This is a genomic window from Peribacillus sp. FSL K6-1552 (assembly GCF_038005205.1).
GTDB classification, from domain to species: domain Bacteria; phylum Bacillota; class Bacilli; order Bacillales; family DSM-1321; genus Peribacillus; species Peribacillus butanolivorans.
In genome coordinates this window covers 4,738,208-4,764,795 of the sequence record NZ_JBBOST010000001.1, presented here as the reverse complement: position 1 = coordinate 4,764,795, position 26,588 = coordinate 4,738,208, and the positions used below count along the sequence as shown (strand labels likewise).

Annotated in this window: 21 protein-coding genes, 2 pseudogenes and 1 riboswitch; of the genes and pseudogenes, 12 read left to right on the top strand and 11 right to left on the bottom strand. The window is 38.2% G+C overall.

Annotated elements, in window-relative coordinates; all coding sequences use genetic code 11:
- Positions 1-152 precede the first annotated feature (152 nt).
- Positions 153-231: riboswitch (ZMP/ZTP riboswitch) on the top strand.
- A gap of 172 nt (positions 232-403) precedes the next feature.
- A complete protein-coding gene (locus tag NST21_RS22875) occupies positions 404-1,603 on the top strand; it encodes a phosphoglycerate dehydrogenase (RefSeq protein ID WP_056530109.1) in 1,200 nt (399 codons plus the stop codon).
- 306 nt (positions 1,604-1,909) lie between these two features.
- Here the strand turns inward: NST21_RS22875 and NST21_RS22870 are convergent.
- The 3 genes and pseudogenes from NST21_RS22870 to NST21_RS22860 all read right to left on the bottom strand — a co-directional run bounded on the left by NST21_RS22870 (position 1,910) and on the right by NST21_RS22860 (position 4,469).
- A pseudogene (locus NST21_RS22870) lies at positions 1,910-2,330 on the bottom strand (VOC family protein).
- Between the two features lie 267 nt (positions 2,331-2,597).
- The gene (locus NST21_RS22865) at positions 2,598-3,068 is read right to left on the bottom strand and encodes a FixH family protein (RefSeq protein WP_340891450.1); all 471 of its coding nucleotides are present in this window, start codon (positions 3,066-3,068) and stop codon (positions 2,598-2,600) included.
- 27 nt (positions 3,069-3,095) lie between these two features.
- The gene (locus NST21_RS22860) at positions 3,096-4,469 is read right to left on the bottom strand and encodes a PepSY-associated TM helix domain-containing protein (RefSeq protein ID WP_340891449.1); all 1,374 of its coding nucleotides are present in this window, start codon (positions 4,467-4,469) and stop codon (positions 3,096-3,098) included.
- Between the two features lie 377 nt (positions 4,470-4,846).
- Here NST21_RS22860 and NST21_RS22855 point away from each other — a divergent pair, with 377 nt between their 5' ends.
- Both NST21_RS22855 and NST21_RS22850 read left to right on the top strand, forming a co-directional pair.
- On the top strand, positions 4,847-5,908 hold the full coding sequence (locus tag NST21_RS22855; RefSeq protein WP_340891447.1) for a M4 family metallopeptidase: 1,062 nt from the start codon (positions 4,847-4,849) through the stop codon (positions 5,906-5,908).
- Positions 5,909-5,940: 32 nt separating this feature from the next.
- Positions 5,941-6,258 carry a protealysin inhibitor emfourin gene (locus tag NST21_RS22850; RefSeq protein ID WP_340891446.1) on the top strand — a complete coding sequence of 106 codons (318 nt, stop codon included), beginning with the start codon at positions 5,941-5,943 and terminating at the stop codon, positions 6,256-6,258.
- A 389-nt stretch (positions 6,259-6,647) separates the two neighbouring features.
- On the opposite strand, the gene NST21_RS22845 is transcribed toward NST21_RS22850, so the two are convergent.
- The 4 genes from NST21_RS22845 to NST21_RS22830 all read right to left on the bottom strand — a co-directional run bounded on the left by NST21_RS22845 (position 6,648) and on the right by NST21_RS22830 (position 11,046).
- Positions 6,648-8,087 (bottom strand): GntP family permease, encoded by a 1,440-nt coding sequence (locus NST21_RS22845; protein ID WP_340891445.1) that lies wholly within the window; start codon positions 8,085-8,087, stop codon positions 6,648-6,650.
- Between the two features lie 199 nt (positions 8,088-8,286).
- Positions 8,287-9,315 (bottom strand): 4-hydroxy-2-oxovalerate aldolase, encoded by a 1,029-nt coding sequence (dmpG, locus tag NST21_RS22840; RefSeq protein WP_340891443.1) that lies wholly within the window; start codon positions 9,313-9,315, stop codon positions 8,287-8,289.
- 25 nt (positions 9,316-9,340) lie between these two features.
- Positions 9,341-10,225 carry an acetaldehyde dehydrogenase (acetylating) gene (locus NST21_RS22835; RefSeq protein WP_340891442.1) on the bottom strand — a complete coding sequence of 295 codons (885 nt, stop codon included), beginning with the start codon at positions 10,223-10,225 and terminating at the stop codon, positions 9,341-9,343.
- A 47-nt stretch (positions 10,226-10,272) separates the two neighbouring features.
- Positions 10,273-11,046, bottom strand: coding sequence for an IclR family transcriptional regulator (locus NST21_RS22830; protein WP_340891441.1), 774 nt, complete (start codon positions 11,044-11,046; stop codon positions 10,273-10,275).
- 399 nt (positions 11,047-11,445) lie between these two features.
- On the opposite strand from NST21_RS22830, the gene NST21_RS22825 reads away from it, so the two are divergent.
- Together NST21_RS22825 and NST21_RS22820 are read left to right on the top strand one after the other, a co-directional pair.
- Positions 11,446-12,324: a phosphatidylinositol-specific phospholipase C/glycerophosphodiester phosphodiesterase family protein gene (locus tag NST21_RS22825; RefSeq protein ID WP_340891440.1), complete on the top strand. Its 879-nt coding sequence runs from the start codon at positions 11,446-11,448 to the stop codon at positions 12,322-12,324.
- 926 nt (positions 12,325-13,250) lie between these two features.
- Positions 13,251-13,817 (top strand): competence protein ComK, encoded by a 567-nt coding sequence (locus NST21_RS22820; protein ID WP_057219804.1) that lies wholly within the window; start codon positions 13,251-13,253, stop codon positions 13,815-13,817.
- 113 nt (positions 13,818-13,930) lie between these two features.
- Here the strand turns inward: NST21_RS22820 and NST21_RS22815 are convergent, their stop codons facing one another.
- Positions 13,931-14,833, bottom strand: a complete 903-nt coding sequence (locus tag NST21_RS22815; RefSeq protein WP_340891439.1) for a LysR family transcriptional regulator — start codon at positions 14,831-14,833, stop codon at positions 13,931-13,933.
- Positions 14,834-15,262: 429 nt separating this feature from the next.
- Between NST21_RS22815 and NST21_RS22810 the strand changes: the two genes are divergently transcribed.
- The 5 genes from NST21_RS22810 (at position 15,263) to NST21_RS22790 (ending at position 20,513) form a co-directional block, all read left to right on the top strand.
- Positions 15,263-16,576: a GntP family permease gene (locus NST21_RS22810; RefSeq protein ID WP_340891437.1), complete on the top strand. Its 1,314-nt coding sequence runs from the start codon at positions 15,263-15,265 to the stop codon at positions 16,574-16,576.
- Positions 16,577-16,686: 110 nt separating this feature from the next.
- The gene (locus NST21_RS22805; RefSeq protein WP_340891436.1) at positions 16,687-17,118 is read left to right on the top strand and encodes a lipocalin-like domain-containing protein; all 432 of its coding nucleotides are present in this window, start codon (positions 16,687-16,689) and stop codon (positions 17,116-17,118) included.
- A 38-nt stretch (positions 17,119-17,156) separates the two neighbouring features.
- Positions 17,157-17,912 carry a 3-hydroxybutyrate dehydrogenase gene (locus NST21_RS22800; protein ID WP_340891434.1) on the top strand — a complete coding sequence of 252 codons (756 nt, stop codon included), beginning with the start codon at positions 17,157-17,159 and terminating at the stop codon, positions 17,910-17,912.
- A gap of 824 nt (positions 17,913-18,736) precedes the next feature.
- Positions 18,737-20,278: a malate:quinone oxidoreductase gene (locus NST21_RS22795; RefSeq protein ID WP_340891433.1), complete on the top strand. Its 1,542-nt coding sequence runs from the start codon at positions 18,737-18,739 to the stop codon at positions 20,276-20,278.
- Positions 20,279-20,336: 58 nt separating this feature from the next.
- Positions 20,337-20,513 (top strand): hypothetical protein, encoded by a 177-nt coding sequence (locus tag NST21_RS22790; protein ID WP_340891432.1) that lies wholly within the window; start codon positions 20,337-20,339, stop codon positions 20,511-20,513.
- A 625-nt stretch (positions 20,514-21,138) separates the two neighbouring features.
- Here NST21_RS22790 and NST21_RS22785 read toward each other — a convergent pair.
- Entirely contained in the window at positions 21,139-21,363 is a 225-nt protein-coding gene (locus NST21_RS22785; RefSeq protein WP_445670568.1) for a zinc ribbon domain-containing protein, read from the bottom strand.
- Between the two features lie 481 nt (positions 21,364-21,844).
- Here NST21_RS22785 and helD point away from each other — a divergent pair, with 481 nt between their 5' ends.
- Positions 21,845-24,184 (top strand): RNA polymerase recycling motor HelD, encoded by a 2,340-nt coding sequence (helD, locus tag NST21_RS22780; protein ID WP_340892613.1) that lies wholly within the window; start codon positions 21,845-21,847, stop codon positions 24,182-24,184.
- 18 nt (positions 24,185-24,202) lie between these two features.
- Positions 24,203-24,376 carry a hypothetical protein gene (locus tag NST21_RS22775; RefSeq protein WP_340891431.1) on the top strand — a complete coding sequence of 58 codons (174 nt, stop codon included), beginning with the start codon at positions 24,203-24,205 and terminating at the stop codon, positions 24,374-24,376.
- A gap of 564 nt (positions 24,377-24,940) precedes the next feature.
- On the opposite strand, the pseudogene aspA reads toward NST21_RS22775, so the two are convergent.
- Together aspA and NST21_RS22765 are read right to left on the bottom strand one after the other, a co-directional pair.
- A pseudogene (gene aspA / locus NST21_RS22770) lies at positions 24,941-25,221 on the bottom strand (aspartate ammonia-lyase); the annotation flags it as partial.
- Positions 25,222-25,285: 64 nt separating this feature from the next.
- Positions 25,286-26,557 (bottom strand): cation:dicarboxylate symporter family transporter, encoded by a 1,272-nt coding sequence (locus tag NST21_RS22765; RefSeq protein ID WP_340891430.1) that lies wholly within the window; start codon positions 26,555-26,557, stop codon positions 25,286-25,288.
- Positions 26,558-26,588 lie beyond the last annotated feature (31 nt).

Genomic DNA, 26,588 nt, shown 5'->3' with positions numbered 1-26,588 from the left:
GAACATCTATTAGAAGAATATTCTTCTTGCTAAGGGGACTGAGCAATGGGGAATTCTACTAAAAAATTCTGCCAAAGGAACTGAAATAGGATAACCTTTTAAAATTGTAGTTGAAGGTTGCTGGAGAATTTGATAAAATATAATTAATTAAAAAGACTATGTGTGACTGGCGAAACGCGGATAACCGTGAGGGAGCATATAGTGTCGTAGCCGTTCGCCTGGGCAGAGGTAAGGGAAATTATCCCTTGCCTCTTTCTGTTTATTAGGAGAGGATAGTGAAGACTTAAATCCATTTTTAGAGAATACACAGATTTTTATGAAATTTGATTAGTAGCTTGCTTAACATCTTGTTAATTAATTTAGGAATTTAAAAACTATCATAAATTAAAAGAGGAGAAATAATATGAGCACATTAATTTTAGAAAAACTGAAAACAATCAAAACCTTAAATAATATTGCTGAAAGCGGGTTAAATGTATTCAATAAGGATAACTTTACTATCGACAATGACAGTGAAAATCCTGATGCTGTTGTTCTTCGTAGCTTTAACATGCATGCATTAGAATTAGGCGATAATTTAAAAGCAATCGCAAGGGCCGGAGCGGGTGTCAATAATATTCCCGTCGACAAATGCACAGAGCAAGGAATTGTTGTTTTTAATACCCCTGGTGCTAACGCTAACGCTGTAAAAGAAATGGTACTAACCTCTTTAATGGCTTCATCTCGTAACCTTTTTGCCGGTGTGGCCTGGACTAAGACGTTAGAAGGTGAAGGAGAACAAGTTCCAAAGCTTGTAGAAGCAGGAAAGAAACAATTTGTTGGAAAAGAAATCAAGGGAAAAACTCTTGGTGTAATCGGTTTAGGAGCGATCGGTGCGCTTGTAGCTAATGATGCACTAGGTTTAGACATGGATGTGATTGGGTTTGATCCGTTCATCTCTGTCGATACAGCTTGGAACTTGTCCCGCAATGTACAGCGCGCTATGACGATTGAACAGTTGTTTGCTGAATCTGATTATATTACTGTACACGTGCCATTAACTGATGATACAAGAGGAATGTTTAACCAAGAAACATTTAGCATCATGAAACCGGGCGTTCATATTTTGAATTTCTCACGTGGTGAGCTTGTGAATGAAACGGATATGGAAGCTGCACTTGAAAGCGGGAAAGTTGGCAGGTTTATTACAGACTTCCCGAATGAAAATGTATTGAAAATGAAAAATGTAGTTCCAATCCCACATCTTGGTGCCTCTACGCAAGAATCAGAGGAAAACTGTGCTATTATGGCAGCTCGTCAAGTGAAGTTGTTTTTAGAAACAGGGAACATCAAAAACTCAGTGAATTTTCCAAACACTTCCCTTCCTTATACAGGAAAGCGTCGTGTGGCAACTTTCCACGAAAACGTTCCAAACATGGTTGGGCAGATCACCCTGGCTATATCAGACTATAATTTGAACATCGCTGACATGGTTAACAGAAGCCGTGGGGGATACGCGTATACGATGATTGACATTGACGGTGAAGTAAACGGCGATATCATTCCTGGTTTAGAGGAAAAAATCAAACAAATCGCAGGCATCGTTACAACTCGTATTATTTAACATACTTTAATTGAACAGGAAGAAAGCATACTTTCCTGCTCAAATGATAAATATTAGTAAAAGCCTCAATTCCTTTAAGGAGTTGAGGCTTTTTTTATTTTAGGCTTTGTTAGACAGTAATGCTGTTGATTTTTGAACAAATATAAGAGACTACTTATTGTGGTCTTCTATAGAACTAGCACCTGTTAGTATAAGAAAAGCGATTCCTATTAAAGAATCGCACCCGTTGGTTGAATGAGGAAAAGATGTAATCCTTTTAATGACATGCTCAGATAACCTTACTTTTCAATTGCAGTTTTTTTTATTTTAATTTCCTATGCCGGGTGAATTCATTAATACAATTCTCCAACCATCTGGATCTTCAATTGTAATACCTGACTTTTCCCAAATATGGATTTTCTGGAGATACTGAATCATAGCCCATACCTTTCAATCTATTTGTGATTTCTTCTATGGTTTTACTTTCAGGAATATAGAAGACAAGCAGATTATCCTTTGTTGGGGCAGGACAAGGACTGCCATCTTTATGTTGAGTAAACTCTAAATGATAGTTTGAATTGGGAAGCCCAATCATTATACCGTCATATCCCTCATGTCCTTCAAAAGAACCGATTTTTTTCAAGCCTAAGCCTTCACAATAGAAGTTTACAACCTTTTTTAGTTGATCAGTAGGACGTGCAACTCGGATTTGCGCTACTTTCATTTCTTTTGGCCATTTATTTTCCATTGTCCCATTCCTCCCTGTATATCGTTCCATAATTTAATCTATTTCGTAGCACATTGCAACTTTAACATAAAAATACTATTAATTGGATTTACCTTCCACTTTTCTTGTTGAGTTTAACCTGATCCGTTGGTTGCGTAAGAAAAGAAAAATAATAGCCAAAATTATTATCCCTTTTATTAGTAGTAACAACAAAAAACGGATTTACAACGGTAAGCAAATATCCATAAAAAATCCGGTTTTCAAAGAAAACCGGATTTTTAAATAAATTTAATGATGATGTTCATGACTTTCTTCTTGTTTTTGCATACCTTTTTGCAAGATTTTTAAATCACTTTCAGAAATTTTTCCTACGATAAACTGTTTTTGAGGCATAATTATTGAACCATCGTTACTAGCATGTACTTTTATATAGTATAGACCATCACTATCAAAGTTTTTCCTTAAACTATATGTGCCGTTTCCCTCTTCCTCAGCTTGTTCCATACTATATTTGAGAGAGCCATCTTGTTTCCATATCTCAAAATGAACAAAATCTGCGCCTACAACCCTTTTACCACCTTGAGTAAGAACAGCCTTTATAGTCTCCTGTGTATTAGCTGAAAAGGATTCTGGTATGATTATTTCCGATTCAAGAGGTGTTTCTTCTTTGTATAGAGTAGTGACATCCTTTTCAAGTGAACATGCACTTAGCAATATGATGAAAATAAAGATTGAAAAAATACATATATTTTTTTTCACAGCAAAAGCCACCCTTTACATTTCGAATTATGCATTCATAAACTTCTTAACTACAGATACTCTTTTAATAATTAACCAGTCAATTAGCCACACAATAATAAGCGACAAACCAACCAAAGGAAACATAATTCCTAGACCTATTAACAGAATTAGAAAGGATTTCATGTTCTTTATATGAGGAGCTTTAGGTGCACCTAATCCTTTTTTCGGCTTTCGCTTCCACCATAAATAAAAACCACTAACGGCAACAAGAATAATTCCTAAACAAATAAGAAGGCTGAATATTTGATTAATCAAACCAAATTGAGTCCCTTTGTGCAAGGTAATTCCCCATGCAACTATTTTTCCAATAAAACCGTAATGATCATAACGATAATCAGCTAAAACCGCACCGGAATATTGGTCAATATGTATAGTTGCTTCATCTTGTGCTTTCGGTGGGAAAGCTGACAATGTATAAACGCCATCCGCTTCTTGTGGAATATTAATGCTATAACTTGGATGCATACCCTCACGATTCGCTATCGTAACTACATCATCAATGGACAGTGGGATAAAACCTTGAATATCTGAGATAGGTACATCTAAATTTTCTGCTGCCCAAGGTACATCTGCAATATCTTTTGTTTTAATTGAGGATGTTGGAGCACTTCCTGACCATATAGAAGGAGGATACCCAGATCCAGAATTGGTAGCTAAAGATTGAAAATTACTTCCCCAAAAACCTGACCAAGGTAAACCTGTCATAATTAAAAATAACATTCCTGCTGATATCCAAAAGGCAGGTACTGCATGTAAATCTCTTCTAAAAATATTTTTCCCTTTATTTATTCTTGGAAAAAGAACACCAGAAAGACTTAGCTTATTTTTGGGATACCATAAATAAAGACCAGAAACAATTAACACAACCGCCCAACATGCAGCTAACTCTACAATTCTATCTCCCAAGGTGCCCGCCATTAGTTCACCATGAATTTCTTCAATTTTATCCATAATTCTGTCTTCATCATTTAACTCTCCAATAGATTTACCTGTATAGGGGTCTATAAAAATTGTAAGAGACTCATTATTAGAAGTAATGCTAACTTCGCTCGAAAGGGAGGCATTTTCTCCGGGATGATACTTTGTCACCACTGCATCAGGGTATAGTTTATTCACTTTCTCAATCTGCTGGGATGCTGGTATTTTATCGCCTTGCGGAATAACTTCTTGGTAGTCTTGATAAAGCACTTTTTCAATCTGCGGCTTAAATAAATAGATTGATCCAGTAACTGCAAGAATAATAAGTAAGGGTGCAAAAATAATTCCAGCATAAAAATGCCATCTCCATACTGTTCTATACAGAGAGGTGTTTGTTTCTTTTTGATTTTGTATAGTAGTTTTTGTTTTAACAGTTTCCATTTATACAGGACCTCCTATTTCTTTGAATAGTACTAGTAAATTCACTTATATTGATGATAAAAAAGAATTGTGAGAAAAATATGAAGTTTTATAAAAAAAAGGAAATTAAAGTTATTCTACCGCGCATTATCATTATTTAAATAAATTTCCCACTTCAACTAAACTTCCCTGTTATTTAATAGCCTTATACAACTGGAACTAAGGATGGAATGGAGGGAAATGAGGTAAGTGTGGCGAAAGTAATCTATAGAAATGTGTGGAAGAAATAGGAGAGCAGCATTTTCAAAGGTTGAGGGATCAATAATCTACTAATTACCATGAATTACGGTGAAGACTAGGCGCGCTGTTTGTAAAAAAATTATGAAGGAGTGTCAAATATGTCCAAAAAAGATTGTTCGAAATCGCTGTGCCAGTGTTTCATTGTACCTAACTACATTCTTGAGAATTTGGCACAAAATGAAGTAGAAGCAGCACGGATCAGTTTAGCGAAAAGCCGTCAAGTGCGCAGACGTAGAATCATGAAAGAATATGATATTAACGGTGTTATTGCTTTAACTGATGCAGGATCAGAACGTAAAGGTGAATCTGCTCGCCATGTTTATGATTGTAAAGGAGGGACCAAACTCCGACAGAATGAGGCTAGGAAAGAAGGAGATCGATCAAGTGGGGATTCTGTAGTTAACCTTGCATATGATTATAGTGGAGTTGTGCGTGACTATTTCAAGGATGTTTTACACCGTAATTCAATAGATAACCAAGGCCTTGATCTTATTCTGAACGTTCATTATGGGGATAAATTTACAAATGCCTATTGGGACGGAGATGAAATGGTATTTGGTGACGGCGATGGAATTATTTTTAGCAATTTTGCAAATTCACTCGATGTAATTGGACACGAACTTACACATGGAGTTACGCAGTTCACCAGTGGATTGGAGTATGAAGGCCAGTCAGGGGCTTTGAATGAACATCTCTCAGATGTGTTTGGAGTGACTATCAAACAATTTCATTTAAAGCAATCAGCACAAGAGGCGGATTGGTTAATCGGTGCTGATATAATGGGACCAACACTAAAGGGACAAGCTCTCCGTTCCATGAAAGCTCCAGGTACTGCATTTGACAATAAATTAATGGGGAAAGATATGCAACCTGATCATATGAAGAACTTCTATCGAGGAGAGCGAGATAATCATGGTGTCCATATCAATAGTGGGATACCAAACAAGGCTTTTTATCTTGTATCTATGGAGATTGGAACGGACAAAGCAGCTTTGATTTGGTTCAATGTCATGCAGAATTTATTTGCAACGGCAAATTTCAATCAATTCGTACAAATTGTTATCAAGGCAGCGCAAAAACTTGTTGATAGTGGAGAAGTTACTGAAACAGCTATAAAAACAATTGAAGATGCTTTCAAAGCGGTTGGACTGCCTGAGTAGTCATATTCTATGAATAGGAGGCTTCATTCAACATGCATATCCAATTTAGCTGCATAGGGGGATTTGCCAACCTCGACTTGAATTTTCAGATAGATACAAATGAATTGCCGAAGGGGAAAAATGAGGAATTACAGAACTTAATGAAGACAGCTGATCTTTCTAATCCTCATCTAAGTAAAATGGTCGGAGCTAAAGCTCAAGGAGCGGACGCGTTTTCATATCAGCTGGATATAGTAAATGAAAAAAAGAAACAGTCCTTCTCATTTACTGACACAACAGCTCCAGAGGAAGTACGGCCCTTATTAAATTATTTACGCAATTTGGCCATTGAAATAAAAATGGCAGAATAACAACAAAGGATAACCTTAATCAAATTTTGGAGTTAATAAGGGTGGATTGAGGAAAGGTTGATATAGAAAAAATGCCACTTGTTTTCATTAGTCTCACTCCTTATCAAATAAGCAGCAGTAAAATAAACCAGTGCGTGTCGCTTTTTGAACGAGGTGCACTGGTTCATTTTTTTCTATTTATAAAGACGGATTATTAAAACGGGAATGATTACTTCATGGCCCATGAATAATTTAACTCTTTCCTTTTTGGCAAATTAATAAGAAATTCTTGTAATTTTTCATCAACCCCCTCTACTAAAAAAACAAGTAGACTTGTCTGAATATTAGACGTTGTCTACTTGTAGCTCTACCTATCTGTTAAGTCTTATAAACTAAAACCCGTACTATTATTAAATAATTCCAGTTAGCATATAGACTCCAATTACAACGAATGCTGTGATGGTTTTTATGATTGTGATAGCAAAAATATCTCGATAAGATTGGCGGTGTGTCAATCCTGTTACCGCTAGCAAGGTAATAACAGCTCCGTTATGAGGCAAAGTATCCATCCCTCCGGAAGCTAATGCGATGACACGGTGCATAACCTCAAGTGGAATACCAAACTGATTGGCAAGTTCAATATACTTGTCTGCCATAATTCCTAATGTAATCGACATCCCAGCTGTTGCGGAACCGGAAATTCCAGCTAAAATATTTGTTGTCACAGCACCATTTATCAGCGGATGGGTAAAAGCTTGAGAAAGACCATCTCGAACTAATGCAAACCCAGGAAGAGATGCGATGACAGCACCAAATCCAAACTCAGAAGCAGAGTTCATCGAAGCTAATAAAGCGCCGCCTATACTAACTGACAGTCCTGCTTTAGCACCGGTCAAGACTCCTTTGTAGTTAAAAGCGATAGTAGCGAGTATCCCAATCACTAAAGCCATTTCAACAGACCATATTCCCACAACTTGGGATGTTTCAATTTTTGCGTATCCATCCATCCCAACAGCAGAAAAATCAAATCCATTAGGATACCATTTTGGAATATAGATAGTAAATACCTTGTTCATAACACCAACGAGAGTAATCGGAATAAAAGCAATGATTTGACGGGCGACGGAAAACTCAGCCTCTAATGAGACGACTGGCAATTTCTCTGCCTCAGCCGCAGCGGCCATTTCTGTTTTTGCATCTCCTGCAAAACCATAATATCCTTCATTCATTTTTTCTGCCTTACGACGACGAGAATCTAAATACGACATACCAAGAATAAAAACGATACAAGCCGCTATGAAACCTAGTGTTGGTGCAGCGTAAATATCTGTTTTAAAAAAGGTAGTCGGAATAACATTTTGAACCTGCGGAGAACCAGGTAAAGCATCCATTGTAAATGTAAATGCTCCTAAAGCAATGGTACCAGGAATAAGTCGTTTCGGAATATTGGATTCACGGAATAAATTAGCCGCAAATGGATAAACAGCAAAAGCTACCACAACTAAACTGACGCCACTGTAAGTTAAGATCGCACAAAGCAATACAATGGCTAACATGGATCGTTTAGGACCAACTACTTTAATGATTGTTTCGGCAATTGACTTTGCTAATCCTGACATTTCAACTACCTTCCCAAAGATGGCGCCTAATAGGAAGATAGGAAAGTACAATTTAATATACTCTACCATCTTCGCCATGAAAACATTGGAGTAGAATGGAAGTACATGACCTGGGTCGGTTAAAAGGACGGCCAATAACGCACAGAGTGGAGCAAAAAGTATAACCGAAAACCCGCGATAAGCTACAAACATTAGTAATCCAAGCGATAGAAGAATAATAATTAGTTCCATAAAAAACCCCCGTCTCATGAATATGGCTTAAATTCAACTAGAAAAGCGCTTACAAAAATGATTTTCCAAGATACCTAAAGAGGTATCCATGGAGATAATGAAGGAAGTGAGCATTATTCATTCACTTTTTAATATAGAAGAAAACTTTTTCCAGACTAAGTTCGTAATCGATATCATGACCTAGCATCAATTAAGTATCTTAACGTGAAACAGCCTTATGCTTTTCTTTTGCAATTTCTGCAGCCACATCCACAATCATATCTTCTTGGCCACCGACCACTTTACGCTTACCTAATTCAATTAAAATATCACGAGAATCAATATTGAACTTTTCAGCTGCGCGTTTTGCATGAAGGGCAAAGCTTGAGTATACCCCAGCGTAACCAAGTGTTAGGCTGTCTCTTGTAATTTCTTGCGGAGTTTGCAGAATCGGTGCAATAATGTCTTCTGCTAAATCCATCATTTTGTATAAATCGACTCCTGTTTGAATTCCCATCCGTTCAAGAACGGCAACAAGTACCTCAGTTTGCGTATTACCGGCACCAGCACCTAAGCACCGAACACTGCCGTCAATACGAGTAGCTCCTTCTTCAATAGCCACTAATGAGTTAGCCATAGCTAGGGACAAATTGTTATGACCGTGGAAACCGATATTTATGTCTACAATTTGTTTTAGGACATGAATTCTTTCGCGAACTTGGTTTGGAAGTAGTGCTCCGGCTGAATCGACCACATATACAGTATCAGCTCCATAGCTTTCCATTAACTTTGCCTGTTCAGCTAATTTTTCAACTGGGGCCATATGAGACATCATCAAAAATCCGACTGTTTCCATTCCTAGTTCCTTTGCTGCAGCAATATGTTGAAGAGCCACATCTGCCTCTGTAACATGTGTAGCGATACGAGCCATTTTTGCTCCCAATCTTGCAGCTTCCTTTAACTCCTTTACAGTACCAATGCCTGGGATTTGTAGAACAGCAATTTTAGATTTATCAGCTACAGAAACAGCCGCTTCGATTAATTCCATTTCATTCGTTCGTGATAGACCAAATTGTAAGGATGATCCAGCTAAACCATCTCCGTGAGATACTTCGATATAAGGAACGTTTGCATCATTCAATGCTTTTGCAACTTTAAGTACTTGGTCTACAGTAAATTGATGAGCGATCGCATGACTTCCATCTCGCAATGCTACCTCAGTGATATAGATATCTCTTTTATTCGTCATTGTGTTATAGGCCCCTTTCCACAGCTCAAACTGGTGCTTTCATTAATTGGTTTTTTGCAAACTCTTCTGCCACCCTAACGCCTGCTGCTGTCATAATATCAAGATTTCCTGAATATTTTGGCAGGTAATCCCCAGCACCCTCAACTTCAAGGAAGATGGTCACTTTATTCCCCTCGAAAATAGGTTCACTGCGGAGACGATAACCAGGAACATAAGATTGAACAACTTTAGCCATTTCATCAATAGATTGCTTGATAGCTTCCTCGTCCAATGTCCCTTCTTCTACAAGAGTATAAACAGTATCACGCATGAGAATTGGAGGTTCAGCAGGGTTTAAGATCATTATGGCTTTTCCTTTTTTAGCACCGCCAACCTCTGCAATTGCACGTGAAGTAGTTTCGGTAAATTCATCGATATTCGCCCGAGTTCCAGGTCCTGCACTTCGACTGGAGATCGTGGCAACAATTTCAGCATATTCTACTGGACTAATTCGGTTTACGGCATGGACCATTGGGATTGTCGCCTGACCCCCGCATGTAATCAAATTGATATTATCTGCCTCTATATTTGATCCGAGGTTTACGGCTGGAACTACTAATGTTCCTACAGCAGCTGGTGTCATATCAATGACTTTTTTTCCTGCTTCCTTTAACACTCTTGCATTATAGATATGGGCCTTTGCAGATGTTGCATCAAAGATAATGTCAGCCAACTCTGGTTGTTCCAGAAACCCATCTATACCATTATCAATGGCCACATAACCTAATTCTCTCGCGCGAAGTAATCCATCAGATTTTGGATCGATCCCTATAACAGTAGTCAACTCTAACACTTCAGAGCGTCCCAGTTTTATCATAAGATCGGTACCAATATTTCCTGAGCCAAGTACAGCAACTTTTACTTTTGACAAAATAAATCCCTCCTAATTATGAAAACACTCATCACTCTATGTTCAAATCATTGCGAATTATCTTTATAGCCCAGACATTTTGAAATCTCAAAGGCAGCATTTTTTATTCCTGCGATTACCTCTGGAAGCCTCTCTTGGCTAAGCCTCATTTTAGGAGATGCACAACTGATTGAAGCGATGACAGTTCCTTTGCTATCAAAAATGGGAGCTGCGACACATTTAAGCCCTAGCTCGATTTCTTCATCATCGATCGAATAGCCTTTCTCCCGTATTAATCCTAAATGATTCTTAATTTCCTTTGTGTCAGTCATCGTATGTTCTGTAAACGGTTCCAAATCACACGAAGATAAAATTCTGTCAATCTCTTTTTCATCCTGATAGGCAAGAATAGCTTTACCTACACCTGTGCAATGAATCGGAGCTCTCTTCCCAATATGTGAATAGATTCTGAGAGCACTCGGTCCTTCTACCTTTTCAACGTATATGAGTTCATCCCGCTGACGTACAACCAGATGAACCGTTTCCTTCAGTTCCTCTACTAAACTCTTAATGATTGGTTGAGCAATTTTTCCAATATCAAGATGTTCGCCAATGAAATTACCTAGTTCAAAAAGTTTCATTCCCAACTTATACTTTAAATTATCTGTATTTTGTTGAAGGTATCCTCTATGCACTAAGGTTTTGATCAGCCCGTGAACCGTACTTTTGGATAAATTAAGTTGTTGACTAATATCTTTGATACTTAATTCTGGACCAGAGACCAAAAACAATTCAAGGATATCAGCAGTTCTTTCCACTGATTGGATAAGACGTTCAGTCACGATTATCTTCCTCCGTTCGACATTATCGAATGATGTTCGTAAATTTATTTATATATAGATAGTAAACTATCATTTTCCATTTCGTCAATATATTTTTATTTTTCTGAAAATAAAGAGCCGATTTTCGTAAATGCTTAAAAACCATATATAAATTGTGATTAACTTTCTTAACAGAAACAGGATAGTCAGCTATCCTGTTTTTGTTTGTTTAGCGGTTTACCTAGATTACCCTCTTAAAACAAGCGTAACTGAGCATTTCAGTTACGCTTGTTTTTGTGTAAAAGAACTATTTCATGTAAACACTTTTTTCAAATTCCGTTAAGGTTCTGTAAATACCATTGTTTTCTTAGAATAAAAAGCTACGATAGAAGTGAAATGATAAAGAGGAGGAAAATGAATATGAATAAATGGTGGCTAACGATGTCTTTAGCTGTTGCTGTTGCTATGCCTTTTTCATCAATAAATGCTTCCGCTGAACAGGTTAAGAAGGAACCTAAAGTTATAGTGCCGCTTGCAAAAGCGCACGCACACAATGATTATGAGCATGCACGTCCTCTCTATGATGCACTGGATCATGGGTTCACAAGTGTAGAAGCGGACGTCTGGCTAAAAGACGGTGAATTACTAGTAGCCCATGATGAAATCAATGTTAAACCAGAGCGAACACTTCAGTCCCTTTATTTAGATCCATTAAAAGAAAAAGTGAAGCAAAACAGAGGCTCTGTTTACAAAAATCGTGACCAGGATTTCTTACTGTGGATCGATATTAAATCCGAGGACAAAGCTACATATGAAGAAATTGATAAACAACTTGTAGAATACAAGAAAATGCTTACAAAGTTTTCAAAATCAAAGGTAAACCAAGGTGCTGTTACTGTCATTATTTCTGGAAACCGACCGCGTGAGCTAATGGAAAACCAGAAGGTACGTTATGCCACATTCGATGGCCGAATGAGTGACCTGGGATCTGATGCACCTAATGAATTCATACCTGTTATCAGTGACAACTGGACAAAGTATTTTACATGGCAGGGTGTTGGTGAGATGCCTCAAGCTGAACGAGAAAAGCTGGATCACATTGTCAAAACGGCGCATGCTAACGGTCAAATGGTTCGTTTCTGGGCAACTCCAGATGCAGCGTTACCAAGCCGTGAAGCTGTATGGGATGAGATGCTAAAAGCAGGAGTAGACCTTGTAAACACAGATGACCTTTCAGCCTTACAGCAATACCTGCTTGAAAATGATCCACACCCAACGAAACGGCATATTAAGTGGTAGCCAATTCATATTATTTATCAATAAACCAGACGATCCCTATAATAGTGAAGCGGGTTATCTGGTTTATTCTTGATGCCTTCCTAAGCCATATTTCTTTGAAGTAAAACATATATCAGATAGATTGAAGGAGATTCTTAGAGTGGGAAAAAGATAATAGAAACCAATAAAGTCTATCAAAAATAGGCTTTTTTGCGTTCGAATCATATGTTCACCGAAATTTCATTTCTAGTCACTTTTCACATTGCTTTTGCTTATTATTTCTAAAAATAGACACAAGTTAACAACTATATGTTGAAACTGACTACCAGTTTCCATGAGGAAATCAATCATTATAGCTTTCTAATGGGGTTTTTTTAAGAGTAACCCAATTTAACTAGTCATTTAGGTAGAAAGGTAATGAAAATTGAAAGAGATTCAAACGAGAGCAGTTTTACAAAAATTGCGAAAAATAGGATAATGGTCGCGTAGGTGATGTGAAATGCATATCAAGAAATGAAAGTTACAACTTCAGGGAAGAGTTTTATCCTATTCGGGAAGAAAATATTAATCTCGCAAGTCCAAATCTCAACATTAGAATCTTCTTTGCTCATACGTTTATCTACTCTACAAACATCATGATATCCCCTCTGAAGAAGCAATCAACCAACCAACTTTTGCTATTAAAAAGGACCTGTTCTTGGAAACAAGATGATTCCTTTTTATCAAACATCTACGGCCCTACAAAGGGCGTCCACTATTATTTCATTTAACCTAAGATGTCTTTACACTTCTTTTAGGAGGTGAGGAAAATGTGAATTAAAAATAGAAAAACCCTTAGGGGGAGAAAGTCCGGGAAGACAGTCACCTAAGGGCTCATGAGCAGGAGTATACCTGATCTATATTCAGTATACCCCTATTAATGAAATATTAAATGGGAGGCGACTTACATGATGATACGAAATAGTTATCTAATGAATAGGGAAACGGTTGGAATGCTGGTTGAGTACGATTCAAAGGGAGTGGAGATGACAAGGGTGATAGAAGGAAAGAACACGTTTTTCGTAATCAAAACTCCACTTGAAATTTTGAATGACACACTGAACTATTTTGGATCTGATCTTAATGGTGCCCTTATCGGAGCAAAATCTGTGCTCGGCGGTAAATACAAACTGCCCATCTGTATTAACGCCCAGCTTGGAATGGCTTGGTTCTCATGTAGCTCCTTTCGAAAAGGCGGCGGGATCTGGCTTTCTTATATTCATATTAATCACTTTGAAAAAATCAGCGACAAAGAAACTATGGTTCATACCAACTTTGGTCACAGCTTACCTGTTTCGATGAGTACAAATCAACTCGAATTCAAAAGAGACCAAGCAGCCTATCTGCACACAACCTTCTATGAACGCTCTACGTTGAAAAAGACCTTTTATTACGAACCGGGAAGTGGAATAACATTCTGTAAAGAACCTGGAGAGATAAATTACAAGGTGAAGGAGAATGAAAAAGAAGAATGATTAACCAAGAAATCGCTAAGGAAGAGACCACCAATTTGGTGGTCTCTTCCTTGTGTAAAGCGATAAAAATACTATTGTCTGTTGGAAATAATGGGTATTAAGTTTTCTAAACATCACTTGGCTTTTCTCTTGCTGGCTTCTAGCTTGGTTTTAATAAAATCGATCCAAGTTCTAGTAGCGTAGGAGATATAGCTGTCTTTTTTCCAAGCGATACCGATTTGCCAATTTATATGGGGGATAAGTGGAATGACTTTGATCTTTCCTTCGCTTACATCAATTTCTTTTAGGTCACTTTGAGGGAGGATTGTTATTCCTTGATTAAAGGAGACCATTTCCATAATGAATTTCCACTGTGATGTTTCGCAAATAACGTTTGGTTCAAAGCCGTTTAGCTTACATGCTTGCATGATTAATTCATGAACTTGGTAGCCTTCCCGAAAGATGATGAAACTTTCTTCTCTTAAATTATCCCAGGATACGGTCTCTTGATTGGCAAGTGGGTGGTTCTGATGAACAACAAGACGTAAATCGCCTTTCATGAATGGAATGCTATCAAACTCATCATCAAGGGGTAAGGGCATTACTACTAAATCTAGTTCGCCATTAAGTAATGTATTTTTTAAATGAAGGGCACCATCCTCAACGAATCGGACAGTGATAAGAGGATATTCTATGTGAAATAGAGCCATGAGTTCAGAGAAAATGTCCGTTCCAAGTGTTGAAAAAATGCCCATTTTTATATTTCCCTTTTTACTATTCTTAATATCATCCAATTCGTCATAAAAATGCTCGATGGATTGGGAAATGCGTTGCCCGTAATGATAGAGTAATTTTCCTGTATCGGTCAGTTCAATCTTCCTTGTGGTTCTAGTTAACAACTTAGCATCCAGTTCTTTTTCTAAATCTTTTATTGTTTTACTGATGTTTGGTTGTGATAAAAATAAGTGTTCAGCAGCTTTAGAGAAGCTTCCTTGGTTAACGACTTCGGTAAAATACTGTATTTGTTTAAAATCCATACAATCACGCCCTTATTTATTACTAAAATTTATAGAATATATCATTATTATATATTTCACTTATATTTTTTAAAATATTATATTTGAATAGTAGTTGTTGCTTAAAACAATTCGTAACTCATTTAATTTAGGGGGATGGGGAAACAGGAACGTAACAAATGCTTATGTCCAGGGGGAAATGAAAGGGGTATGGTTCATGAAACAACTTAAAACGGTGGTGCTGCACGCACTTGTTAAGGGGAAATTTTAATCTTTGTCTGTTTAACAAAATAATGAAGTAGTGATCCAAAGAAAACCAAATGAAAATTTTCATTGGTGTTTTTTTATGAATGATACTTCTTACTGAGTTGAAATGGTTAAGTTATAGCAATATACACTACATGCGAATTTATCTTACAAAATAAAGATAGAGACAGGAGAAAACACATTATGGGTACAATCGGTATTTTAATTGCGATTGCTCTAATCGTCATTCTAGCAATGAAGGGTTTTAGCATCGTATTTATTGCCCCGCTTGCCTCAATTGTTGTCATTGTGACGAATGGCATGAATTTCTTTCCTTCTTTAATTGGAAATGAAACATCATTTATGACAGGGCTAACGGGCTTTTTAATAAATTTCTTTGGCGTATTTTTATTAGGTGCAATTTTAGCACAGTATATAGAGAAAAGTGGCGCAGCACAGGCAATCGCAGAGAAGGTACTATCCATCACAGGTACAGAAAAACCCTTTTCCGTATTAATTGCCATTTATGCGATCAGCGCTATTTTAACTTTCGGTGGTATTAGTTTATTTGTCGTTTTATTTGTGGTGGTTCCATTAGCGAAACCTTTATTTAAGCAATTAAATATCGGATGGAATTTAGTCGTTATTCCCGTATTTATGGGGATTGGGACATTTACAATGACGATGCTTCCTGGGACACCATCGATTCAAAACGTTGTCCCAACGACTTACTTAGGCACTACTTTAACTGCAGCTCCTTTAATGGGGATTGCCGCAACAATTGTTGCCATTGTAGTAGGGATCTTTTATTTAAGGTATGCATTGAATAAAAGCTTGGCAAATGGTGAAACTTTTGCTACTTATGCACAAGAAGATAAAGGTAAAGCCATTTTAAAAGAAAAAATCCCTTCATTCTTTATAAGTATTTTACCGATTCTTATATTAATTATTATTATTTTTACAGGGAGTGCAATGAAGGTTGCCAATATCGTATTAATTGGCTTGGCGGCAGCAATTATAGTAGCGGCTGTATTTTTCCACAAATACATTCCGTCACACAAGGCAGCACTTAGCTTAGGTGCGAATGGTTCGATCACGCCTATTTTCTTCACAGCAACAACTGTTGCGTTTGGTGTAGTGATTACCATGGCACCAGGGTTTAAAGTGATTTCAGATTTCATTTTAGGAATTCCGGGTAACCCATTAATTAGCTTAACAGTCGCTTCAGCCGCACTTGGTGCCATTACAGGTTCTTCATCAGGAGGACTAGGAATTGCGATGGAGGCATTCGCGCAGTCTTATCTAGCTATGGGCGTGAATCCAGATGCGATGCACCGTATTTCAGCGATTGCTTCATCTGTATTTACAGGCTTACCACATGCTGGTGCTATTCTCTCATTGTTCGCATTAACAGGCTTGAATCATAAAAATGCCTTTAAATATTCTTTCTATAGCATGACATTACCAAACATAATCGGACTAATCGTCGCATTGGTGATTGGTATTATGTTCTATTAATTACAAAAATCTAGTGATAAAAAGTCTATCTACTACTCAGAAATCGAAAAACGGGTACAGGACAAGCTTACATGTAAGAAGGCTACCACATTTCAAGGAGGTGATTAAGAATGGAGAAATCAATACGTGATCAAGTAGTTGGTACATGGTCATTGGTTTCATATGAAACGCAAGACGCTGATGGACACGTGATTTATCCTTTGGGTAAAGATGCAAAAGGTTTCATTATGTATAATCCAGATGGCTTTATGTCAGCTCAACTCATGGCATCTGGGCGTCCTGCTTATCAATCTGGTGACTTGCACACAGGGACTCTAGAAGAAATGGCTACAGCTGCGCATGGGTATTTGGCCTATTCAGGACAGTTTGAAGTAGATGAAGAAAACCATCAGTTAATACATCATATGGATGTCAGTTTGAATCCAACTTGGCTTAATCAGGCTCAGCCTCGTATCGCGAAAATTGAGGGAGACCAAGTGGTTATTTTCAATGGTCTTCATCCAGAAGACAAACTTATTTGGAAACGAGTAACTAAACATTAAAGTTAAATCGAAAATACGAACAAAGGGAGATAGGGATTATGACAAACGAACGCACAGTAATCGTAACAGGGGCGGCACAAGGGATTGGATACGCTATTGCAGAATCTTTCATCAATAATGGAGATTTTGTAGCAATCTTTGATTTAAATGAAGAAGCAGCTATAAATGCAGCTGAAAAACTAGGCAATGCAAAAGGCTACAAAGTAAACGTAGCAGACGAACCAAACGTAAAAGCTGCTGTCGATCAAGTCATTGCTGAACGAGGTACAGTTGACGTATTAGTCAATAATGCAGGACTTCAATTCATTTCTCCAATTGAAGACTTCCCTGTAGAAAAATGGGATCTTGTAAATGATGTTATTTTAAAAGGAACATTCTTATTAACTAAACATGCTCTACCAGCTATGCAAAAACAGAAAAAAGGACGTATTATTAATATTTCCTCAGCTCATGGCAGAATTCCAGATGCTTATAAATCTGCTTATTGTGCTGCTAAATTTGGCCAAGTTGGATTTACGAAAGTAACAGCATTAGAAAACGCATTGAAAGGTATCACATGTAATACGATTGAGCCAGGCCCAGTACGTACAGAATTAATCGAAAAACAACTACCAAAACTTGCAGAACAAGATGGAACAACTGTAGAAGAGGCTCTAAACCACCACATCCTAGGTAAACAATGGATCAAACGTTTACTAGAGCCTTCAGAAATTGGTGCTACAGCTGTATTCTTAGCCTCAGACGGTGCAGGAGCCATCACAGGCGAAGAAATCGGCGTTGCAGGCGGGATTTAATTATTCCGATTTATCCCCTATAAATATAAAGGAGCATGATTTCCGCGGAAATCATGCTTTTTGGTTATTTTACTTGTATGGGAATCTCTAAACAAATACCATTCCTCTCTATGTACCGTTTTCTCACTTTACTTGCGATAACATCGTTTTATAAATTCCATCGTTCGTAAAAATATAAATCGTTTCACCGCGCATGGCTAAACAGCCGCTAATTTTTTTACGATCCTCATCAACATATTGAAAGCGACTGCCTTCTTTAAATGTTTGTCCTTTTCTGTGGAAAATGTAGCGGGCATTTCCTTTTAAAATGGCGAGAGCATCATCACTAATCGCAAACTCCGAGAATGAATCTTTTTTTACTAAAAAAAGGTTAGTTAAAAAAGTTCATCTAATATAACGACAAAGTATCCAACTACGTCATAAACTGTTATATAATGTTTGAAGTGCATATTTTTGATTAAATAAAATAAATAAAACGGGGGATATTCCCAGAGTTCGAAAATCTGACGTTATTTTGAAATATCTGCAAAAGAAGGGGGAACATTTTTCATGACTAAAATAATCCAGTACAGTGCAACTAAGAAGCGTGGAGGTTCACTGATAACGGCAAACCAAAGCCTTAACCTTTGCAAGAAGCTGGATAAAGATCTTGGTGTTATATAATAGTTGATATTTAAATCTATAAATAATAGTGATATACTATATAGGGTTAAAAATGCATACAGAAAAGGTGTGTTCCTTGGTTGCGTCTTGGCTTACCGTGACGCTTAAGCAGGAGCGTCTACATCCTTTCTGCAAATCTTGGGTATAAGGATATGGTAAAAATGAGTAACAGACAAACTGAAACAGACGTTATCTTAATTGGTGCCGGAGTCATGAGTGCGACTTTGGGGACATTGCTAAAAGAGTTAGTACCGGACTGGAAAATTACAGTGTTTGAGAAACTCGCAGACGCAGGAGAGGAAAGCTCTAACGAGTGGAATAATGCGGGAACCGGGCATTCTGCACTTTGCGAGCTTAACTATACTGTCGAAAAACCGGATGGATCCGTAGATATTAGCAAAGCTATAAAAATTAATGAACAGTTTCAGCTTTCAAGACAGTTCTGGTCTTATCTTGTAAATAGCAATCTGATAGGTAATCCGCAGGACTTTATCATGCCATTGCCTCATTTGAGTTACGTACATGGGGAAGAAAATGTAAAGTTTTTGAAAAACCGTTTTGAAGCAATGTCAAACAATCCACTGTTTGAAGGAATGGAATTTTCCGATGATCCTGAAAAACTGATGGAATGGATTCCAGTTATGTTGAAAGACAGAACTTTAAATGAACCTATAGCAGCAACAAAAATCGATTCTGGAACAGATGTCAACTTTGGCGCCTTAACGCGTTTGTTATTTGACCACTTAAAGACTAAGAATGTCGATATAAACTATAAACATAGTGTTAATAATATTAAACGTACTAGCGACGGATTGTGGGAATTGAAAGTGAAAAACCTCGATAGCGGTACTGTCGAACGCCATACTGCAAAATTCGTCTTTATCGGCGCCGGGGGAGGAAGCTTGCATTTACTGCAAAAAACCGGTATTCCTGAAGGAAAACATATTGGAGGATTCCCAGTAAGTGGAATATTCATGGTGTGTAACAATCCGGAAATTGCAGAGCAGCATCATGGAAAAGTATACGGAAAAGCTTCGGTTGGTGCTCCGCCAATGTCTGTTCCGCATCTTGACACAAGATATATCAACAACAAAAAATCGTTGCTATTTGGACCGTTTGCTGGCTTCTCACCAAAGTTTTTAAAAAATGGCTCAATGCTCGATTTGGTAACTTCAGTAAAACCGGATAATCTCGTAACTATGTTGGCAGCAGGCGCAAAAGAGATGTCATTGACAAAATACCTGATCCAACAACTTATGTTATCGAAAGAACAGCGCATGGAAGAATTACGTGAGTTTGTTCCGAACGCCAAAAGCGAAGATTGGGATTTAGTGGTAGCAGGCCAACGTGTGCAAGTTATCAAGGATACTGTTCAAGGCGGAAAAGGAACACTTCAATTTGGTACGGAAGTGGTTAGTGACGCTGATGGCACGATAGCTGCATTACTAGGCGCTTCTCCTGGTGCTTCTACCGCTGTTCACGTTATGCTTGAAGTAATGAGAAAATGCTTCCCGCAACATCTAAAAGAGTGGGAACCGAAATTAAAAGAAATGATACCTTCTTATGGCGTGTCACTAGTGGAGAACCCAGAGCTTTTCCGCGAACTTCTTACTTCAACAGCGCAGGCGCTTGGACTAAACGAAGACTTGCCGAACCAAGTTAATTCTTTAGATGCAGAAACAAAGTCACTTCAAAAAGCTTAAGCAACATTTTTCATCAAAGGACAATGTTTCCTTGATGAAGATATTGAAAAGGCAATGAATGAAAAATAAAACATGGAACCTTCGATCTATCTATGGATTGAAGGTTCTTTTTTTTGAAATTGCAGTTAGAATGGGCACGGAGAACCGGATCACAAGTGATGGAAAGCAAAAAATGGGGGGGGATTCCACCTACTTTGATCAAATCTGGGGTAAGGGTAAAGTGATGATTTGGTAGACAGCATTAGAGAATAGTGGAATAAATGACGCTGGATAGTCTTTTTGGAGCTATCCATTTTTTAATCCTGGATTATTCAGTATTTTACTCACCCTGCAGAACAAACAAGCCCTCTCTATAAAGGAGGGCTTTAGGCTGTAGACAAACTCGATAATTGATTTCCACTCCAGGTACTCGCTTTCCGCGGGTGGTCCGGGAGCCTCCTCGGCGCTGCCTGCGGGGTCTCCCTTGGACGCACTATTCCCGCAGGAGTCTCGCACCTTCCGTTTCAATCACCTTTGTTTTAAAAATTAGAAGCCCTCTCTATAAAGGAGGGCTTCAGACTGTAGACAAACTCGATAATTGATCTTCACTCCAGGCACTCGCTTTCCGATCTCGCGCCTTCCGTTTCAATCACCTTTGTTTTAAAAATTAGAAGCCCTCTCTATAAAGGAGGGCTTTAGGCTGTAGACAAACTCGATAATTGATTTCCACTCCAGGCACTCGCTTTCCGCGGGTGGTCAGGGAGCCTCCTCGGCGCTGCCTGCGGGGTCTCCCTTGGACGCACTATTCCCGCAGGAGTCTCGCACCTTCCGTTTCAATCACCTTTGAATGAAAACAGTTAATTCATTTTCTAATAGTTTGTCTAATTCCATCGCTTTAACTTTGGGATTCCTCTAGTAAAAAACTTAGCAATAAATTTAGGCATCTTCATATTTTCCATCAAATGATTTTGAACAAATTTTTGCATTTCTATCGCAGTAATATTTTGAGTGAATTCACCATTTATATAACAATGACTACAATATTTAGTGCTTTTACTACCATCTTTTTCAGTTCCTCCACCTAATTCATCTTTAGAAAGCGGCATTCCGCAACTTTGACATGTTTTATATTGTTTTATTATAAATTCCTCCTACAAAATGTTTTAAGGATTACAAAGGAGCACTCGTTTTATAAAGTATTAGGAATAATCGGAATGGGTGGAATAGGATCTGCCGTTATGTCATGGGATACTACGAATCGCCGTTGATGAGAGTGTCGCCGCTACCATGAAATCAGTGACCAGCGAAGCAATGAGGCTTTCAAATATGTAAATAGTCATAAAAATAACCAGTCAAGCTACTTGCTCAACTGGTTACTGACTTTACATGTTAAATTAGAGTTTAAAACGACGGTTCATTATGGCAACTGATGTGCAATATATATTGATATAATTCAGAAATTGTGATAAATTAGTATAGAAACACATTTATCAATATATAAAAACAGTTTACCCCTTACTATAAGTATAAGGTAAAACTCACCTCTAGTCAACCCCTAATTTCTCATTTTTTAAAGGAGTGTCTGATATGAACAATGAAATTCGGCAGGAGCAAGAACGTTTGGATGAGGTGATAGAAACAATTACGAAACAAATCAGCAAAATAGAAGGTGAAACTTCCCAGCGTAGAAAAGAAGTTGTTAATATCCGTAAACACTTTTGGGATGACCTCAAGGTTAATATGGATACTTTCGATGATTACCTCGAGACGATCATTGGCTTAAGACAGCAGGCTCAAGACTTGTCACAAAGCGAAGGTGCACATAGATATGCCTTCAAGAGGTTGTCAACACTGCGCCGCATGCAGGAAGTACCTTATTTCGGCCGGATTGATTTAACTGAAGAAGGGTCTTCCCTTACGGAACATATTTATATTGGGACCTCCACTCTTGCTGATGCAACAGGAGAAAACTTCATTGTCTACGATTGGAGGGCTCCGATTTCGAGTGTCTATTATGACTATCCTCCCGGCCCTGTAGAATATTCAACTCCCGGAGGCATAATTCGGGGGATGTTGGAGAAAAAGTGGCAATATATCATCAAGGGAGGGGTTATCGAATCAATGTTCGATACGAGTCTCACCATTGGAGATGAGATACTGCAGCAGGTGCTTGGTAAGGGGACGGATAAGCATATGCACAGTATTGTGTCCACCATACAACGGGAGCAAAATAGGATCATCCGGAACGATCGCGGACGCCTGCTCATTGTTCGAGGAGCCGCTGGCAGTGGGAAGACATCAGCTGCCCTCCAACGGATCGCTTACTTGCTTTACAAGTATCGAGATAGGCTAAAAGCCAATCAAATCATTCTATTCTCTCCTAACTCAATGTTTAATAACTACGTATCCAATGTACTACCCGAACTTGGCGAAGAGAATATGCAGCAGGTAACATTCCAGGAATATTTGGACCATCGTCTGACTGACTCATTTCAAGTTGAGGACCCTTATGAGCAATTAGAATTTTTGTTAACTGCAGCGGATGATCCTTCCTATAGCACTAGGACAGCGAGTATCCGATTTAAGGCTTCAATTCGCTTCTTTGAGATAATCAAAACATACAGCCAATCACTAGAATTATCTGGAATGATCTTTAAAGGGTTAAGGTTTCGAGGGGAAACGCTCGTCTCCGCCAAACAAACCTTAGAAAGATTTTATAACACAGACACCACACTAAGGTTTCACAATAGGATTGAAAAGTTGAAAGAGTGGTTATGTGACTTACTTGATGAAAGGGAAAAGTTTGAGTTGAAACAACCTTGGGTCCAGGAGGAAATCGAGTATCTTAGCAAAGAAGACTATCAGAAGGTATACACCTACTTAGAGAAAAAACGCGGCGATACTGAAGATTCCTTTGACGATTATGAGAAAGAGAATAAAATGCTCGCGCGCATGATTGTTCGTAAGAAATTGAAGACGTTACGCAAACGGATAAAAGCACTTCATTTTATCGACATTAAGGGAATATACAAGCAACTTTTTGACGATCAAACACGGATCGAACTGTGGAACGAGGGTAAAACACCTGTCGAAAGGGAAATTTGCTTATCAACGCAAAAAATGCTGGACGAAGGTAAATTGCATTACGAAGACGCGACTCCATTTTTGCTGCTGAAGGAGTTAATTCTAGGATTTCAGACAAATACTTCTATAAAATACGTGCTTATAGACGAAGCACAAGATTATTCTCCATTTCAATTCGAGTTTTTGAAACGGCTGTTTCCTTCTGCAAGGATGACCGTGCTTGGTGACTTTAACCAGGCAATATTCGCCCATGCCAGCGAACGGGTAGATTTCCAGACTCTTACCAGTTTATACGGAATAAGTGAAACCGAGAGTATAACCTTGGCTCAAAGCTACAGATCCACAAAGCAGATTATAGAATTTACACGTGAACTAGTTCCCGATGGCCATCGAATTAAGGCATTCGACCGTGAAGGCGAAAAACCTGTACTAACTCAAGTGCCGAGCCGTGATGAATTGCACCACAAAATCCTGTCTAAAGTCAAAGACTTTCAAAGTCGTGAGTATAATACAATCGCAATAATATGTAAATCTGCTGCGGAAAGTGCCGCTGCATACGATGCCCTTAGTACCATCGGTGAAATTAAACTCGTACAGAAAGGCACAAATGAATATGAACAGGGTGTTGTTGTTATTCCGGCTTATTTGGCTAAAGGCATCGAATTTGATGCTGTCATCATTTATGATGCATCTGTGCAAGCATACGGTGATGAGAGCCTACGAAGATTGTTCTACACCGCATGTACCAGGGCTATGCATAACTTACAGATATATACGGTTGGCGAACCCAGTCCTTTCTTGCTCAACATTGCAACGGATAGTTTACTTCTGACATTGGATTAACAAAGAGGGCATGTGGTAATGGGTGAAAGTCATGCATTGGTGAACCAACCAATCAACCAGTTAATGATGGTCATTATCATTATCCGGGGCCCATGGAAGAAGGTTATAGCAGAATTACAGCCTACCCGTTTAGAAGATCGTTATATTCCATTGAATTATGACACTATAAATTACACTCGTATTTTAAAGTAGAGTCTTCCAGCATAGTAGGATGTTAAAGGTAATACGTTATAGAATATCAGGATTATTGGTTCATGTTTATACAAACTCCCTATTCAAATATGGAAAACTGCTTATGACAAAGTATTGCAAAAAAGGTCTCCAATATGGGGCTGCTAACAAATTAATGGGAATTTTTGAAACCTGTGATGATTCAAATGAACCAATGATTTATCAGTTGTTAATTTGGTTTAACAATCTTCCGCAATCGGGCAGATTGTGGAGCAACACAGATAGAAAATGCTTAAACTATTATTTAATACAGAAACTTAAAATCTGCTAAAGAATCCAATTTCAAATTGGATTCTTTTTTTGGGGCTATCCACTTTTTTAATTATTGTTTACTCACCCTACAAAACAAAAAAAGCCCCTCTAAAGGAGGGCTCACCAGGGTATAAATTAATTTCCAGGAGTTGCACACAATCATATTTTATATCAATTCCCCAGACTTCTGTTATTCATCAACCATGACTTCATTTTGAATTTTTAATGGGATGTTTGGCACATCTGCCATTCCATCAAAAGCATGTGGGGAAATTACGATCTAACAAACAGCTCATCCCCAGAAATACCTGGGTTTGTCATCTCGTAAGGATTTAATATAAGATCAAGTTCTTCCTCTGTTAACACATCATACTGCAGGCATAGTTCACGTACTGATTTTCCTTTTAAAATGGCTTCTCGAGCGATACGCGCTGCCACTTCGTATCCAATATGCGGATTGACGGCAGTAATAATCCCTACGTTTTTTTCCACATACTCTTTTAGACGGTCTTCGTTTGCTTCAATATCTGCCAGACATAGTCTGTAAAGGCAATACGTACGTTATGATTTATCTGGATTGTTGACATGGTGTCTTCTCCTCCTTTATTTGCAACAAGTTTATGCTACGTCTGAATGTTTAATTGAATCAACGTAATGGTTTGCTTTTTCCTGGTCAAATTCCCCTTCCCACTTCGACATGACAATCGCCGCTAATGAGTTCCCCACGACATTAACCGCTGATCTTCCCATATCCAAAATTCGGTCGATACCGGCAATAAACGCAACGCCTTCCACCGGCAGCCCCATAGAACCAAGTGTTGTTAAAACAACAACAAATGACGCACCCGGAACGCCAGCCATTCCTTTTGACGTTAACATTAATACTAGTAACAAAGTAATCTGTTGTGTAATTGATAGATCAATACCATACATTTGTGCCACGAAAAGTGAAGCAAGTGCTTGGTAAATCGATGAGCCGTCTAAATTAAACGTGTAGCCTGTTGGAATAACAAAAGAAGTAATGGATTTCGGGCAACCAAACTTCTCCATTTTGTCCATAAGCCTTGGTAATACAGCCTCAGAACTTGCTGTTGTAAATGCCAAAATCAGTTCATCTTTTAACACTTTCAGGACAACAAAAATACTTGTCCCAGCCATTTTCGCAATAATTCCAAGAACGACGAACACAAAGAATACCATCGTCACATAAACAGCGAGTACTAAGTTCCCTAAAGGAATTAATGTTGCAATACCAAATTTTGCAACGGTTACACCAATAAGCGCAAACACACCAAAGGGGGCAAATTTCATGACTAAATTCGTCACCCAAAACATTACTTCTAATACACCTTCAAAGAATCCAAGAACAGGCTTTCCTTTTTCTCCTATCGCAGCCACACCTAAGCCGAATAAAACAGAAAAGAAGATAATCGGTAATAAATCCGCTTGAGCCATTGATTCAAATATATTTTGAGGAACAATATGAGAAATTGTTTCTCCAAAGCTATTGCTTCCAGCTGTTTTTGTTGTTTCTTCATAATTTGAAATATCACTTTTTTCAAGATTGCTTGTATCTAAACCAGACCCTGGGTGGAACAAGTTTGCCGCCAGTAATCCAATAACAATGGCAATTGTGGTGACAATCTCAAAATAAAGAAGAGTCTTCCCACCTAATTTTCCTAGTTTTTTAATATCGCCGACTCCCGCTATTGAGACTACTAATGCAGCCATGACAATTGGGATGACGATCAATTTAATTAAATGAATGAATATATCGCCGATTGGTACCAAAATGGCCATGGCTGTTTCATTACCATGGAATAAAGCACCGACAACGATACCTAGTACAAGTGCAACAAAAATTTGAGTAGCCAAGCCGAACTTTTTCATTTAAATTCCTCCTATATAGTTGTTTTTTTGT